The following is a 15435-nucleotide window of genomic DNA, read 5'->3' as shown; positions in this document are numbered from 1 at the left end:
CCTCGCGGCGTGCGGCGGACCCGCCGCCGGACATGCCGCGGGCGCTACCAGCGTAGTGCGGTGAAGTCGACGGGCCGCGGCCTCATCCCCCTCGCGCGGTCGGCCAACCGCTCCATCCGCCGCGCCATTTCGGACGCCGGCAGCTGTTTGCGCCCGCCGTGCCCCGGCAGCAGCCACTCGAAGCGCAGCGCGTCCACCGTCCTGGCCAGCGAGGTGGCCAGCTCCTCGATCGAGTACCAGGTCACGCTCTGCGCCACCTCGATGTCCTGGAGGGTCCGCGCCCAGTAGAAGCTGTCCCCGCTGAAGCAGTAGCGCTCGTCGGCGACGTACAGGACGCTGCCGCGGGTGTGTCCCGGCAGCGGGAAGACGCGGACCCCCTCCGCGACGTCCACCGGGTCGGTGCCGCGCAGCACCTGGTCGGCGTCGGGGGCGGCGTCCAGGTCGCCCTCGTGGATCCACAGCCGCGCCCCGAGCCGGTCGGCCCAGCCGCGGCCGTGCGCCGCGTGGTCCCTGTGGGTGAGCAGCACGTCGGTGAACCGGCCCAGCGCCTCGTAGCGTTCGGCCAGCCGTTCGCTGAAGCGGGGCGTGTCGACCATCATCCACGTGCCGGAAGGGCGCCGCAGCAGATACGCGTTGGCGCCCGCGGTGTGCGTGGAGTTGTGGCCGCACAGCAGGACGTCCGGCTCCAGCGCGAGCGGGAAGGGGTCGGGCGCCGCCGGGTCCAAGCGCCCGCCCGCCGGACGGATCGAGCGCGTGTGGCAGGCGAGCGCGGCGGCCCGCATCTGCCGCGTCTCGCTCTCGTCGCGCGGCTGCCGCACGACCTCGGAACGGCCCTCGCCCTGGGCGATGAGGCCCGGGGCGAGCTGGCGGGCCACGTCGCAGTCGGTGCACCTGTCGTCCACGTACCAACCGGTCTCGCCTGCGGGCGCTGTGGTCTCCATGCGGGACTCCCTCCTGGGCGCACGCGTGGGCACCGCGCGTGCGCACCCGTACGTCCTTGTGTGCCCCCAGGACACCTCAGGCCCGGCCGGGAGTGGAAGACCGCCGGTCGGCGGCGGGACCGCTCCCGGCCGGGTGGCGCGGGGTCAGCGCCAGGTGATGCGGTCCGCCTTGGGCGGCGCGATCGGGTCGTCGGGAGAGGAGTGGTTCTTGATGTAGTCGGTGAAGGCCGCCAGGTCGGTGGTGGTGGCCTCCCGGTCGGTGCCCCCCTTCAGGGCGCCGAAGCCGTTGCCTCCCTCGGCGAGGAAGTCGTTGACCGTCACCCGGTAGTCCCGCGAGGGCTCCAGCGGCTCGCCGCCGACGCGCACGGAGTCCTCCAGCAGCCTGGCGGCGCCACTGCGCGCCATGTCGACGTCGAAGCGCAGCGCGTCGGAGACCTGGAGCACCTGCGGATAGCCCTCGTTGGCGCCGGAGAACTGCTGGCGCAACACCGTGAGCAGCTGGTCGCCGGTCAGCGTCATCGTCACCAGCGGGTTGTCGAACGGCTGCACCTGGAAGGCCTCGCCGTACGTCACCACCCCGTCCCCTTCGTCGCCCGAGGCCCGGTAGACGAGGTCGGAGCGCATGCCGCCCCAGTTGAGCAGCGCCAGCTCGGCACCCTCGCCCCGGGCCCCCTCCACCTGGGTGTCGGTGATCAGATCGCCCAGCGGCGTCTCAGGATCGGGGGAGCCGCGCCCGGGGATGTCGTCGGAGATGTACCCCACCGGCTGGTTCGCCAGGTCCGCGGAGCGCGCCCGCCACTTCTCGACGACGCTGTCCACCCGCGGCTGCTTGGGGGTGTCGAGGCCGACGATGTGGTTGCGCGCGCTGACCGAGCGGCGCACCACGTCACCGGTGGAGCTGTCGATGTCGAAGCGCAGGTCGGTGTACGTGCGCCCGAAGGAGGCGGCCTGGGTGACCTTGCGCGGGTTGCCCGCCGGGTCCTCGACGGTGCACACGTACGGCTCGTGCGAGTGCCCGGTGACGAACAGGTCGACCTTGGGCGAGGCCGTGCTCGCGATGCCCTTGATCCGGCCGTTCAACTCGCTGGCGGGGCCGTCCTTGTCGCACTCGGCGTCGTACGTCCTGCCGGGCGGCTCCGCGCCCTCGTGCACCAGCGCCACCACGGCCTTGACGCCCTTGCGGTCCAGCTCGTCGGCGTACCTGTCGATGGTGGCGACCTCGTCCTCGAAGACCAGGTCCTTGGTCATCGAGGCGCTGACGGCCGAGGGCGTGTCCTTGGTGGTCAGGCCGATGAACCCGACGCGTTCGCCACTCGGCAGCTTCTCGATCCAGTAGGGCGGGAGGATCGGCTTGCCCGCCCCGGCTTTCTTCCCGGGCTTCCCGGGTTTCCCGGCCTTCTTGGCGGCGGGGTGCTTGTCCGCTGCGGCGCCGTCCTTAGGCAGGACGTTGGCGGCGAGGTAGGGGAAGTCGGCGCCGTCGTAGGGCCGGTCGGGGTCGGCGCACCCGTCCTCGGGGTGGCAGCCGCCGCGGTCCATGCGCAGCAGCTCCCGCGGCCCCTCGTCGAACTCGTGGTTGCCCACCGAGCTGACGTCCAGACCCAGCATCTCCAGGGCGTCGACGGTGGGCTCGTCGTGGAAGGCGGCCGACAGCAGCGGGCTGCCGCCGATCATGTCGCCCGCCCCGACGGTCAGCGAGTCGGCCCCCTCGGCGTCGGACCTGGCCCGGTCCAGCAGCGTGGCCAGCCGCGAGACGCCGCCGGCCTGTACGCGCTCGGGTTCGCCGCCGGGCCCTTCGCGGTAGACGGATCCCGCGGGGCCCTCCACGGCGTCGAGGTTGCCGTGCAGGTCGTTGACGGCCAGCAGTTGGACGGGCGTCGTCTTGCCCGCCCCGGACCCCTCGCCGGGCGCGGCGGAGGCGGCGGTCAGCGCGGGGACGAGGACGAGCGCCGCGCTCGCCCCTGCCAGGGCGAGTCTGCCGCGGGCGCGCACGCGGCGGACGCCGGAGCGCTGATGGGGTGGTGCTCCTTGCACGGTGTGCACGAGGTGCCTTCCATGAGTACGGTCACGGTGCGGGGCCGCCGGCCGCACGTTGCGTAGGCCGCCCACCGCGCCGATCAAAGCGCCGTCAGGTCGCGCAGGGGCGAAGACCGCCGCTGATCCACCCGTAGGAGTGGCACCGGTGGGCAACGGTCGGCACCGGGAGCGGGAGGCCGCGTGCCTCCTGCCCGGATCGCGCGGGCCTGCCGCCCGGGGCGCCCGCACACGTGCCCGCCCCTCCGGGCGCCGGACGGGCGGGCACGTGTGGAGGGCACGAGGCGTACGCGCCCGATGTGCGGCTACGCCGCGGGGCAGGCCATGTAGAGCAGGGCCCGTGCACCCGATGACGGGCGCGCACCCCACTGGCTCGGCGGCGGGCCGCGACAGGCGATGGACGCCCGAATCCCGAGTCGTGCCCCAGCCGTTGCGGCTCAGGCGGCGCCCGGCCCGCCCTGGGGTCCGGGAAGTTCCAGCACGGCGAACACGGCGCCCTGCGGGTCGCGGAGCACGGCCACGTCGCGGCCCTGGCCGTTCACCCCCTCGTACAGCACGGCGGCGCCTTCCTGCCGCGCGACGTCGACGGTGCGCTGAGCGTCGCGCGCCCCGAAGTAGGGCATCCAGAACGGCTCGGCGCCGGGCGGCCCGGCCGCCAGCACGGTGCGCCCCGCCACCGCCTCGCCGGGCGCGCCGAACGCGCCGCCCGGGTCGCGCCGGGCGGAGGTGCCGCTCGGGCCTCCCACGCCCTCCGCGTCTCCCGTGCCCTCCGTGTCTTCGTCCGGCAGCCGGAACGCGGCGTAGTGCTCCTCGCCGGCGGCGTCGTGGGCGGTGACACGCACGCCCAGCACGGTCTCGTAGAACCGGTCGGCCCTGCCGGTGTCGCGCACCGCCAGCTCCGCCCAGCACAGCGCCGAAGGCTCCCCGAACAGGCCCGCGCCCAGGTGGGCGCGGGCCTGCCAGAAGCCGACGTGCGCCCCCTCCGGGTCCACGGCGGCGACGGTGCGGCCGAGCACCCCGAAGTCCTCGGGCCCGTGGCGCACCTCGCCGCCGGCCGCCGCCACGCGGTCCGCGAGGGCGTCGGCGCTCTGTGTGGCGAACGAGACGATCCAACTCGCCTCCGCGCCACCGCCGTCCCCCTCCCCGGCGCCGGACCGCCCTTCGGCGCCGTCGCGCTCCCCGGTGTCCGACCGTGCGATACCGGCCACCATGTGCCGCTGCCAGGTGGCGTATCCGTAGTGGCCGTACGCCGGTCCCGTGCGCACGTAGGACCAGCCCAGCACCGCCGCGTAGAAGCGTTCGGCGGACACCGGATCGGCCGTCCGCAGATCGGCCCAGCACAGCGCTCCCGCCGGATAGGACACGGGTTCGGGCACCGGCTGTCTCCTCCCTCGTCCGCGGGGCGCGGGCGGAAGACGGAACGCGCCCCCCGCCGTACGTCATAGTCGAACTGTACGCATTGACGCGCGAGTTGGTCGCGGCGGAGGATGCGAGATCATCGGGGAAGGGGCTGTACGGTGCACAGGACGAACCCGCGGGGGCCCGCCTTGGAGCCCGGAGACCGGCAGGCCGACGCGCGCGCCCACGAACGCGGTCCCGCTTCGGACACGGGTCCCCGACCGCACGATCGGGACGCCGTCGCAGTGGTGGGCATGGCGCTCCGGGTCCCCGGCAGCGAAGGACCCGACGCCTTCTGGGCGAACCTCACCAGCGGCGTCGAGTCGGTCACCCGCTACGACGCCGAGGAGCTGCGCGCCGCCGGAATCCCGGACTCCGCACTGGCCGACCCCCACTACGTAAGGGCGAAACCGGCCCTCGGCGAAGTGGCCGGATTCGACGCCCGCTTCTTCGGTCTGACACCCCGCGAGGCCCAGGTCCGCGACCCCCAGCACCGGCTCTTCCTGGAGTCCGCCTACACCGCGCTGGAACACGCGGGATACGACCCCTTCCACGTCCCCGGCGTGGTCGGTGTCTACGGCGGCGGCGCGCCCAACCTCTACCGCGAGTGGAACGTGGCCGCGCGCCCCGAGGCGTCCGCGTTCCTCGGCGAGGTCGGCGTGATGGTCGCCAACGCCGCCGACTACCTCACCACCGCCGTCTCCCACCACCTCGGTCTGACCGGGCCGAGCGTCAACGTGGCGACCGCCTGCTCCACCTCGCTGGTCGCCGTGCACACCGCCTGCCGGGCGCTGCGCACCGGCGAGTGCGACGCGGCCGTCGCCGGCGGCGTCCAGGTCGAACTGCCCCGGATCACCGGCTACCACGCGGCCGAGGGCGGCATGTTCTCCCTCACCGGCCGGGTGCGCCCCTTCGACGCCGACGCCGACGGCACCATCTTCGGGACCGGCGTCGGTACCGTCGTCCTCAAGCGGTACGCCGACGCGGTGCGCGACGGCGACCACGTGCACGCCGTCATCCGGGCCTCGGCCATCAACAACGACGGCAACCTCAAGGCCGGTTTCACCGCACCCAGCGTGGAGGGGCAGGCCCGGCTCATCCGGCGGGTGATGCGCGAGAGCGGGATCGACCCGGCGCGCATCGGCTACGTCGAGGCCCACGGCACCGGCACCCGCGTCGGCGACCCCATCGAGGTCAACGCGCTCACGCGTGCCTACCGCGACCTCGGCCACACCGGCGTCGCCGACATCCCGATCGGCTCCGTGAAGGGCAACGTCGGCCACCTCGGGCCCGCCGCGGGCGTCGTGGGGCTCATCAAGGCCGTCCTCGCCCTGGGGTACGGCCGCATCCCGCCGAGTATCAACTACCGCAGGCCGCACCCGGCCATCGACTTCGAGAGCGGACCCTTCCACGTCAACACCGGCCTGACCGACTGGCCCGCACACCACGACGTGCGGCTCGCCGCGGTCAGCTCCTTCGGCGTCGGCGGCACCAACGCGCACGTCGTCGTCGAACAGCCGCCCCCGCCACGGGAGATCCGGCGCCCCGACTCGGGGCGCCCCCCGCTGCTGACCGTCTCGGCGCGGACCCCCGCCGCGCTCGCCGCCGCCACCGGCCGCCTCGCCGACGCGCTGGAAGCCGACCCAGGAGGGGACCTTCACGACGTCGCCGCCACGCTCGCCCGTGGCCGCCCGCACCTGCGGCACCGGGCCGCCGTCGTCCCCGGCGAGGACGGACCCGCCGGGGCCCTGCGCGCCGCCCCCACCGACGCCGCTCCCGCACCGGCCGACGGCGCGCCCGTGGCCCTGCTCTTTCCAGGGCAGGGCTCGCAGCACCTGGGCATGGGGCAGCGGCTCTACGAGCAGGAGAGCGTCTTCCGCGAAGCCGTCGACGAGTGCGCACGGGTGGCGCGGCCGCTGCTGGACGCCGACCTCACCGCGGTGATGTTCGCCGCCGACGAGCCGGGCGCGGCCGCCCGCCTGACCCGCACCGCCCTGGCGCAGCCCGCCCTGTTCACCGTCGAGTACGCCATGGCGCGGCTGCTGGGCGCGTGGGGGCTGCGCCCGGCAGCGATGGCCGGGCACAGCGTCGGCGAGTACGTCGCGGCCTGTCTCGCCGGCGTCCTGTCACCCGCCGACGCGCTGCGGCTGGTGGTGCGGCGCGGCGCGCTGGTGCAGGAACTGCCCGGCGGCAGCATGCTGGCCGTGCCGCTGGCGGCAAAGGAACTCCCGCGGGTCGAGGGCGCCGACATCGCCGCCCACAACGGCGCCCGTCTCACCGTCGTCTCAGGGCCCGACGAGGCGGTGGACGCCGTGCAGGCGGCTCTCGCCGAGCGCGGCGTGACCGGACAGCGGCTGCACACCTCGCACGCCTTCCACTCGGCGATGATGGAGCCCGCTTGCGAGCCCTTCGCCGCCGAGGTGGCGAAGGTGGAACTCCACGCCCCGACGCTGCCGTTCCTCTCCAACGTCACCGGCACCTGGATCACCGACGAACAGGCCGTCGACCCCGCCTACTGGGCGCGGCACCTGCGCGCCCCCGTGCGCTTCGCGCCCGCCGTCGGGCTGCTGCTCGACGACAGCGACCTCCTGTTCGCCGAGGCGGGCCCCGGGCAGGTGCTCACCGGACTCACCCGCGCGCAGGCCCTCGCCTCCGGGCAGCGGAACCGCACCGTGGCACCGACCATGCCCTCCCCGCAGGGCACCGAGGAAGGACCGGGCTGCCTGGCCCGCGCGGTGGGAGCTTTGTGGTCCGCCGGCGCACAGATCGACTGGGACGCCTACCTGGGCGGCGAGTGGCACCGCGTCCCGCTGCCCACCTACCCCTTCCAGCGCACCGAGCACTGGCTCGACCCCGGCGGGAAACCGGCCACCCCCGCACCCGCCGACGAGCAGCGGCACGAGCCGGACGAGGGACGCCGCCCGATCGAACGCTCCCTCTTCCGGCCCGAATGGCGGGAGGAGAGCGCCCCGGCACCCGCCACCGCCTCCCTGGCCCACACCTGGCTGGTCTTCCGCAAAGGTGCGGGTCTCGACGAGACGGTCACGGCGCTGCGCCGCGCGGGCGGCCAGGTCGTCACGGTCGAACCCGGCGCATCGTTCGCGCGGCTGACCGGCAGCCGCTACCTGGTGCGCCCCGGAGCGCGCGAGGACTACGACGCGCTGGCGGACGCCCTGGCCGCCGACGGCCTCACGCCGGAACGCGTCCTGCACGGCTGGCTGTTCGGACCACCCGACGAGACCTACGGGACCGACGACGTCGCCGGCTGGCTGGACCTCGGCTTCTTCAGCGTGCTCTTCCTCGCTCAGGCGTACGCCGAGCGCACCACCGCACGCGCGCCTGGCATGCGCTGGGACGTGGCCGGCTCCCGGCTGCGTGCCGTCACGGGCGCCGAGCCGGTCGAGCCCGCCCGCGCCGCGGTGACCGGCGTCTGCGACGTCCTGGCCAAGGAGCTGCCCGACATCGCCGTCCGCTGCCTCGACCTGTCCGAACAGCGCCACACCGCAGGTCTGTTGGAGGAACTGGCCAGGCCGGGCGGCACCGCGCCCGCGTTCGCCGCCTGCGGCGACCGCTGGATCGCCCTGCGCGGCCGCCGCCGCTGGCTGCTCTCCTACGCTCCGGTGCCCGAGCCACGCGTCCGCGGAGCCGCGGGACCCCTGCGGGAACGCGGCACCTACCTGATCACCGGCGGGCTCGGCGGTATCGGACTGGCCGTCGCCGAAGGGCTCGCCAAGGCCGTACGCGCCCGCCTCGTCCTCACCTCCCGCTCCGCCTTCCCACCCCAGGAGGAGTGGGACCAGATCGCCGCCGACAACAGCGACGGCGGCGGCAGCGACGGCGGCGGCGAGCGTGGCGGTGCCGGGACCGGCCCCGGAGCACGGGAGACGGTGCGGCTGCTGCGGCGCCTCCAGGGATACGGCGCCGAGGTACTCGTGTGCCGCGCCGACGTGACGGACGAGGCGGCGATGCGCGCCGTCGTGGAACAGGCCGAGGACCAATGCGGCACGGTCGACGGCGTCTTCCACACCGCGGGCGTCCCCGGCGGCGGTCTGCTCGCCCTCAAGAGCCGCGCCGAGGCCGAACGCGTCATGGCCTCGAAGGTGCGCGGCACCCTCGTGCTGGACCGGCTGCTGGGGGAGCGAGTGGAGCTGATGGTGCTCTTCTCCTCCATCACCTCGGTCGCCGGGAACCTCGGGCAGACGGACTACGCCGCGGCCAACGCCTTCATGGACGCCTACGCCCACGCCCGCGCGGCCGAGGGTCCCGGCTTCACCGTCTCCGTGAACTGGGACGCCTGGGCAGAGGTCGGCATGGCGGCCAAGGCGGACGCCCTCGCCCCGGCCGCCTTCCGCGCCCTCCAGGCCGGCAGTACCACGGTGGAAGCGGGAGCGCTGGCCGCCGCTGGCGACCGGGCGCCCGCGGCGGGGGCCGAGCCCGAGGCCGCGGCCCCCGTGGCGGGCGAGCCGGTGTCCGCGTCGGTGCCGGAGCCGGTGCCGGTCTCCGTGCCCGTTTCGGCAGCCGAGTCCGTGTCGGTGCCCGCGCCCGGCCCCGCCTCAGTCCCCGGGCCCGCGTCAGCGCCGGGGGCGGAGTCCTCGTCCGGTCCCGGGCCCGAGCCCACGTCCGCCTCCTGGACCGGGGACCGTCCCGGTCCAGAGTCCGCACCCGGGACCCACCCGTTGCTCGGCGAGCGAGTCGGCACCGTCACCGGTGCCGGTACCGATGACGGTGCCCGAATCGTCTATCGCACCGTGGTGGACGGCGAGAGCAACTGGGTCTCCCGGGAGCACCGTGTCGCGGGCACACCTGTGTGGCCCGCGACGGCGTACCTGGAGATGGCGCGGGCCGCGGGGGCCGAGGCGCTGGCGGGTGACCCGGTGGCGCCGGTGCCGCTCCTGCTGAGCGACGTCACCTTCCTCTCCGTCCTCACACTCACCGCACCGACCGCCCTGCGCACGGCCCTCGACCCGGACCGGGACGGCTACCGCTTCACCGTCGCCAGCCGCCGCGACGACGAGGGGGAGTGGACGGAACACGCCACAGGCCACGTCCGCAGCGCTCCCAAGAGCCCGGCACACGTACACGATCTGGAGGTGCTGCGCGAGTGCTTCCCCGTCGTCAAGCCCGACACCGAGCCGTACGAACCCGAGCCGGGGCTCATCGACTTCGGGCCGCGCTGGACCAACATCGCCGAACTGCGGCGCGACGGCTCCTCGGCCCTCGCACGGATCGAGATGCCCGCGCCGTATCTCGCGGAGCTGGCCGACTATCCGCTGCATCCCGCGCTGTTCGACGCCGCGACCTCCAACGCGGTCTACCTGCCGGAGCTCGGGCCCACGGGGGAGAGCTACCTGCCGTTCACCATCAGCGGCGTCACGCTGCGCGGCCCGCTTCCGCCGGTCGTGCACGTTTACACACGGCGGCGCGGCGCGCACCGCACGATGGTCACCTTCGACCTCACCCTCACGGACGCGGAAGGCCGCGAGGTGGTGGACGTGACGGGCTACACGGTCCGCATCTGGGACCCGGGTGCGTTCCGCGACAGCCTGGTGACGCGCGCGAGTGCCGCGCCGACACCCGAGCGGGCCGCTTCCGCTGTGCGGGCCCCCGAGGAACCGTCCGCTCAGGTGCCCACCGGCCCACCGGCCGGCCCGCCCGCCGGGTCGGGCATCGGCGGCGCGTTCGCGATCCGCCCGGAAGAGGGCATCCAGGCGCTCTGGCACATCCTCGGCGACCGGCTCGGACCGCAGATCGTCGTCGTCCCGGAAGGCATCCGGCAGCGGTTGCGCGCCGTCGAGGCACTCACCCAGAACGTGATCGCGCAGGCCGGACAGGCACCGGAACACGCCGTCCCGGCGGCCGGGCCGACCGCCTCGGCGGCCGGGCGGGGCGCGGGGCCGGGAGCGGACGAGGCCCCGGCGAGCACCCACGCACGACTGGCGAAGCTGTGGTCCGACGCGCTGGGTATCGACGACATCGGCATGGACGACGACTTCTTCGCACTCGGCGGCAACTCGCTCGTCGGCGTCCAGCTCGCGGCCCGGGTGCGCCGGGAGTTCGACACCGAACTGCCGATCGCCACCCTCATCGAGAACCCGACCGTACGCGCCATCGCAGGGATCATCACCGCATGAGCAGGCCCGCCCCGGCACCGGGTACCGACCCGTGGCTGCCGTTCCCCCCGCCGGCCCCCGTCCCGGCACCGGAACCCGCCCACAGCCACCGGGCAAGGGCGCGGCTGCTGTGCTTCCCGTGCGCCGGACAGGGGGCGTCCGCCTACCTCCCGTGGCAGCGGCTGCTCGCCGCGGACGTCGAGGTGGTGCCGGTGCAGTTGCCCGGCCGGGAGGGCAGGGCGACGGAACCGGCCCACACCACCATGGAAGGGCTGATGGAGGAGCTGCTGCCCGTTCTGGTGGAGCTGACGGCCCAGACGGAGGCGGGCTACGCGCTGTTCGGGCACAGCCTGGGGGCGCTGGTCGCCTACGAGGCCGCCCGCAGGCTGGAGGCCGCGGGCCGGGTGCCGCTCGGGCTGGCCGTCGCCGCGCAACGCCCGCCGCACCTGCCGCTGGACCGCGAGCCGGTGCACGACCTGCCCCGCGCCGCGTTCATGACCACACTGGGTCTGTACGGGCAGGTGCCCGTCGAACTCTTCGACGATCCGGCGGCCGTCGCGCTGGCGGCCGCCGCACTGCGCGCCGACTTCACCCTCGTGGAGACGTACGCACCGGCGGACGGGCCCCGGCTGCGCTGCCCGGTCACGGCGCTGGCCGGGCTGGCGGACACCTCGCTGCCGCCCCGCGCCATGCGCGCCTGGCAAGACCTCACCGAAGGACCCTTCACCTTCCGTCCCGTGCCGGGCGACCACTTCTTCGTGGGCGAGCGCACCGACGAGGTGGTCGGCGTCCTGCGCGCGGCACTCGGCTAGAAGCCGGCCACGAACAGGTCCGCCACCCGCGGTGAGGCGACCGCTTCGGTACGGCTCCTGAGGCGGGCCAGTCGTCGGCGCCGGCGCGGCAGTCGGACACGCGGGGCGTGGGGGCGCTCCGCTTCCCCGGCGCCGCCAACCCGCCTTCCGGCGCGATCATTTCGCGGGCGGTCCGCGAGGTACCTACGCCGGACGGCTCAACTCCTCGGGGAAGAGGTCAGCTTTCCAGGAGGGAGGCCCGGGCGGGCGCGCCGGGTGCGAGGGCGGCCGACAGCAGCCTGGCCTCGTGCGCGGGTACCGCCGCCACGGCCTCGTCCGGTGTAAGCCACCGCGCCGTGGACGGGCGCGGTTCCTCCGCCGTTCGGGCCGCGAAGAGGTGCGCCACCAGGGCGCGGCCGCCCGAGGGGCAGCGCGCGCTGTCGACGGCCAGCAGCCGGCCGACCGTGTGCCCGCCCTCTCCCGCGTGCCGCGCCAACGCCCGGGCCGCACCCTCTTCGGGCGTCTCGGCGGCCGTCACGAGCGTGCCCGGCAGCCGGTACGGGGACCCGGACCCCGGGCCGTCCACCCACCTTTCCCACCCTTCCTCTGCTTCCTGCCGTCCGGTGCACGTGCCGGTGCCGGTGCCGGTGCCGGTTTCCGTTCCCGTGTCCGCGCCCGTTCCGGTTTCCGCTCCCGTGCGCCCGACCACCAGGATCCGGCCGCTCCGGTCCGTCACCAGAGCCGCCGCCGCGACGGCGGGGCCCGGCAGCAGCGCCCTGCGGTCCCGTTCGTCCAGGGGCGCCGGGTGCCCGTCCGCCAGGTGGGCCGTCGCGGCTCCGCGCTCGGCGGCCAGGGCGGCAGCCGTACGCCGCCGCAGCCTTTCGGGGAGCCGGGCCAGCGCCTCCCGCTCGGGGACGAACTCGGCGGCGCGCAGTTCGTCCCGCTGGAGCCGCAGGTCCTCGGCGGCCACCGGGTGCGGCAGGTGGACGGCGTAGACGCAGGCGGTCAGCGCCCTGCCGTACGCGGTGGCGGGCACGTTGTCGACGGCCAGCAGGCGGCCGATGCGGAGCCCGGCCGGGCACAGCTCCTCGCGCAGCTCCCTTTCCAGGCCGTCCACCAGACCTTCGTCGTCCACCATGCCGCCGGGCAGGTCCCAGCCCGCCTTGTAGACGGGGTCGACGACCAGCAGCCGTCCCCGCTCGTCCCTGATGACCGCGTCCACCGCGGCGGCGGGGGAGGGGTGCGAGGCGAGATAGGCGGCCAGCTCCGCGTCCGGGCCGGGCGCCTGGCCCGCCTCGGGCACCGTCGCGGGACGCGCCGCCTCGGCTCCGCGGGGCTTTGGGACGGCGCGGTCTTCGCCAGGCGCCGGGGCGGCGGGTGTGCGGGGCGTCGATGTCATACGGGGCCTCCTCGTGTCCGGTGCCGACGGCGTGCGGTCACCCGCGCGCCTCCCCCTCCGGTTCAACTCGGCTCCCGCCCGCGGGGGTACGCCCGGCCGCGTGGCGGAACGCGGCCGATCTCGCACCGGGCGGCCGGTCGCCTGTGCGCGGACGAGCCGTCCGGTGTCACCGGCTCGCACGCTCCAGGCTGCCGGTCTGACATATCGGGCATACCGTCGAGGACGGTGAAACCGCGCCGAACGGCGGTCCCGCGGTCCTGCGGAACCGGCGAACCCGCGGAGACGGCCGACCGAACGACCCGACAACGAGGGGACGCGACGGTGAGTGAACAGCTGAGCCAGCACGTGGGTGAGGAGAGGCCGTGCGACCAGACCGCGCGCCTTCCGCACGTCCACGTGCGTCCTGGCAGCCCCGTACCCGGGCGGCATCCTGACTCCTCCCCTCTCGGCGCCGCCGCGCCCCGCACCGTGCACCCGGTCGTGCAGATCTTCACCGACGCCGCCAGGGCCGTGCCCGGCTACCCGCTCTCGCCGATCGTCACGGACGAGTTCTGCGTCCTCGTCGGCCCCGGCAGTGCCTCGACCATGATCGCCGTCTATCTCGAGGACGTCGCCACCCTGTGGGTGGACCAGTACATGTGGAGCGCGTACGAGTGGTCGGACCGTGACACCGGCGAACTGGGCTTCCTGACCGAAGCGGTGGCCGCCGTGCAGCGCGGGGACGGCGCCGTGCACTTCAGGGAGGACGACGGACGGCTGGTCCACCTCGGTGGCCGGATCGGCAGCCACGTCATCGGTCCCGGCGGCGTGTGTCCGCCCCCGCTCAGCTATCCGCTGATCCCCTGGGCCAGCCAGCTCGGCCCCGTCCACTGACGCCGGCCCGGTCCACCGGAGCGGCACGCGGTGCCGTCCCGACGGCGGCGGAACCGCTGTCGTGGGGAGGGCGGCGGCGCGATGTCGTACGGCGGACGGCGGGCGCCGGAACGGTGTCGGTACGGAGGGCGGTGCGCGGTGTCGTCCGCTCGACGAGGGGAACGCGGCAGGTGCGAGAAGGCCACGGCCGCTGCGGCGGTGGCCGGGAAGGACCGGGCGTGAGTGGCGACGACGACGGCTTGAGGACATACCGGCGCAAGCGGCGGTTCGACCGCACGGAGGAACCCGAGGGCAAGCGTGCGCACGGTGGCGAGGAGCCCCGCTACGTGGTGCAGATCCACGACGCGACGAGCCTGCACTTCGACTTCCGGCTGGAGTGGGACGGCGTGCTCAAGTCCTGGTCGGTACCCAAGGGCCCGTCCATGAACCCGCACGACAAGCGGCTGGCCATGCCCACCGAGGACCATCCGCTGGACTACCGCACCTTCGAGGGCGTCATCCCGCGCGGCGAGTACGGCGCGGGCCCCGTCATCGTCTGGGACCAGGGCACCTACGAGCCCCTGTCCCGCGACTTCGGCAAGGCGTTGGCCAGGGGCCACATCTCCTTCCGGATGCACGGCGGCAAGCTGCGCGGCGACTGGGCGCTCTCCCGCTTCCGGAGCGGCGACGACGGGGAGCGCGAGGCGTGGCTGCTGGTCAAGAAGAGCGACAGCCACGCCTCCGCGCGCGGCACACCGGACCCCCGGCGGGTCCGCTCCGCGCTGAGCGACCGCACCCTCAAGCAGGTGCGTGAGGAGCCGGCCGAGCGGTGGACCCGCGAGGGCGGCAGGCGGTGAGCGGCCTGCTCGACACGCTGCCGCACGAGCAGCGCGCGCTGCTCAGGAAGGCACCGTCGGGCGGGCGGCTGGCGGAGCAGCCGATGCGCGCCGAGCTCAGCGACCGGCGCGACTTCTCCGCAGGCGGCTGGGTCTTCGAACGCAAGCTCGACGGCGTGCGGGCGCTCGCCGTCCGGGAGGACGGCGGCGAGCGGCTGCTGTCCCGCAGCGGGCGGCGTGTCAGCGCCACCTACCCCGAGATCGTGGAGGCGCTGGCGGCACAGAGCCGGGCCGACTTCACCGTCGACGGCGAGATCGTCGCCTTCGCCGGCGGCCGCACCGACTTCGCCCGCCTCCAGCAGCGCATGCAGCTCAGTACCGAGCGGCAGGCCAGGGCCAGCGGTGTCGCCGTCACCTACTACGTCTTCGACCTGCTGCGGCTCGACGGCATGGACCTCACCAGGCTCCCGCTGCGCACCCGCAAGTCGCTGCTGCGCGCCGCGCTGGAGTTCCGGGCACCGCTGCGCTTCACACCGCACCGCAACGAGGGCGGGCAACAGCTGCTGGACGACGCCTGCGCCAAGGGCTGGGAGGGGCTGATCGCCAAGCGCGCGGACGGCCGCTACCAGCCCCGCAGGTCCCCCGACTGGCTCAAGCTCAAGTGTGCGGGCGGTCAGGAGCTGGTCATCGGCGGTTTCACCGAGCCGGCCGGGAGCCGGGTGGGATTCGGGGCGCTGCTGCTCGGCTACTACGCGGACGGCGCGCTGCGCTACGCGGGCAAGGTCGGCACCGGCTACGACCGCAGGACGCTGCTGACCCTGCGGCGCGGCCTCGACCAGCTTCTAGCGCGTCGCTCCCCGTTCGCCGACCCGGTCCGCGAGCGCGGCGCGCACTGGGTCGAGCCCCGCCTGGTGGCGCAGATCGGCTTCACCGAGTGGACCCGCGACGGCATGCTGCGCCACCCCCGTTTCCTGGGCCTGCGCGACGACAAGAGGCCCGAGGACGTCGTCCGCGAGACACCGCGCGAGCGGGGCGGGCCCCGGCCCTGAGCACCCCGCGACAGTGCCAGGCCGACGG

General features: G+C 74.7%; 9 protein-coding genes. 5 read left to right on the top strand and 4 right to left on the bottom strand.

Going from position 1 to position 15435, the window contains the following annotated elements; all coding sequences use genetic code 11:
* Positions 1-44 precede the first annotated feature (44 nt).
* The 3 genes from DQ392_RS07275 to DQ392_RS07265 form a co-directional block, all read right to left on the bottom strand.
* Positions 45-941 carry an MBL fold metallo-hydrolase gene (locus tag DQ392_RS07275; RefSeq protein WP_114014667.1) on the bottom strand — a complete coding sequence of 299 codons (897 nt, stop codon included), beginning with the start codon at positions 939-941 and terminating at the stop codon, positions 45-47.
* 144 nt (positions 942-1085) lie between these two features.
* Entirely contained in the window at positions 1086-2972 is a 1887-nt protein-coding gene (locus DQ392_RS07270) for a bifunctional metallophosphatase/5'-nucleotidase (protein WP_425470500.1), read from the bottom strand.
* A 437-nt stretch (positions 2973-3409) separates the two neighbouring features.
* Entirely contained in the window at positions 3410-4348 is a 939-nt protein-coding gene (locus DQ392_RS07265; protein ID WP_114014666.1) for a VOC family protein, read from the bottom strand.
* A gap of 111 nt (positions 4349-4459) precedes the next feature.
* On the opposite strand from DQ392_RS07265, the gene DQ392_RS07260 reads away from it, so the two are divergent.
* Both DQ392_RS07260 and DQ392_RS07255 read left to right on the top strand, forming a co-directional pair.
* Positions 4460-10501, top strand: a complete 6042-nt coding sequence (locus DQ392_RS07260) for a type I polyketide synthase (protein ID WP_114014665.1) — start codon at positions 4460-4462, stop codon at positions 10499-10501.
* Entirely contained in the window at positions 10498-11292 is a 795-nt protein-coding gene (locus DQ392_RS07255) for a thioesterase II family protein (RefSeq protein ID WP_114014664.1), read from the top strand. Before DQ392_RS07260 ends, DQ392_RS07255 begins: the two co-directional genes overlap by 4 nt.
* 217 nt (positions 11293-11509) lie before the next feature.
* Here DQ392_RS07255 and DQ392_RS35775 read toward each other — a convergent pair whose 3' ends face one another.
* Complete coding sequence (locus tag DQ392_RS35775) at positions 11510-12670, bottom strand: NUDIX domain-containing protein (RefSeq protein WP_114014663.1); 1161 nt, start codon at positions 12668-12670, stop codon at positions 11510-11512.
* Between the two features lie 321 nt (positions 12671-12991).
* On the opposite strand from DQ392_RS35775, the gene DQ392_RS07245 reads away from it, so the two are divergent.
* The 3 genes from DQ392_RS07245 (at position 12992) to ligD (ending at position 15407) form a co-directional block, all read left to right on the top strand.
* Positions 12992-13543, top strand: a complete 552-nt coding sequence (locus DQ392_RS07245; protein WP_245981235.1) for a hypothetical protein — start codon at positions 12992-12994, stop codon at positions 13541-13543.
* A 218-nt stretch (positions 13544-13761) separates the two neighbouring features.
* Positions 13762-14379, top strand: coding sequence for a DNA polymerase ligase N-terminal domain-containing protein (locus DQ392_RS07240; RefSeq protein ID WP_114014662.1), 618 nt, complete (start codon positions 13762-13764; stop codon positions 14377-14379).
* Positions 14376-15407, top strand: coding sequence for a non-homologous end-joining DNA ligase (ligD, locus tag DQ392_RS07235; RefSeq protein WP_114014759.1), 1032 nt, complete (start codon positions 14376-14378; stop codon positions 15405-15407). The genes DQ392_RS07240 and ligD overlap by 4 nt, the downstream gene beginning before the upstream one ends.
* Positions 15408-15435: the final 28 nt, after the last annotated feature.

Origin of the sequence: Streptomyces reniochalinae, assembly GCF_003323735.1 — a bacterium.
Taxonomy (GTDB): domain Bacteria; phylum Actinomycetota; class Actinomycetes; order Streptomycetales; family Streptomycetaceae; genus Streptomyces; species Streptomyces reniochalinae.
Note: the sequence above shows the minus strand (reverse complement) of the source record. Positions and strands in the feature narration are given on the sequence as shown.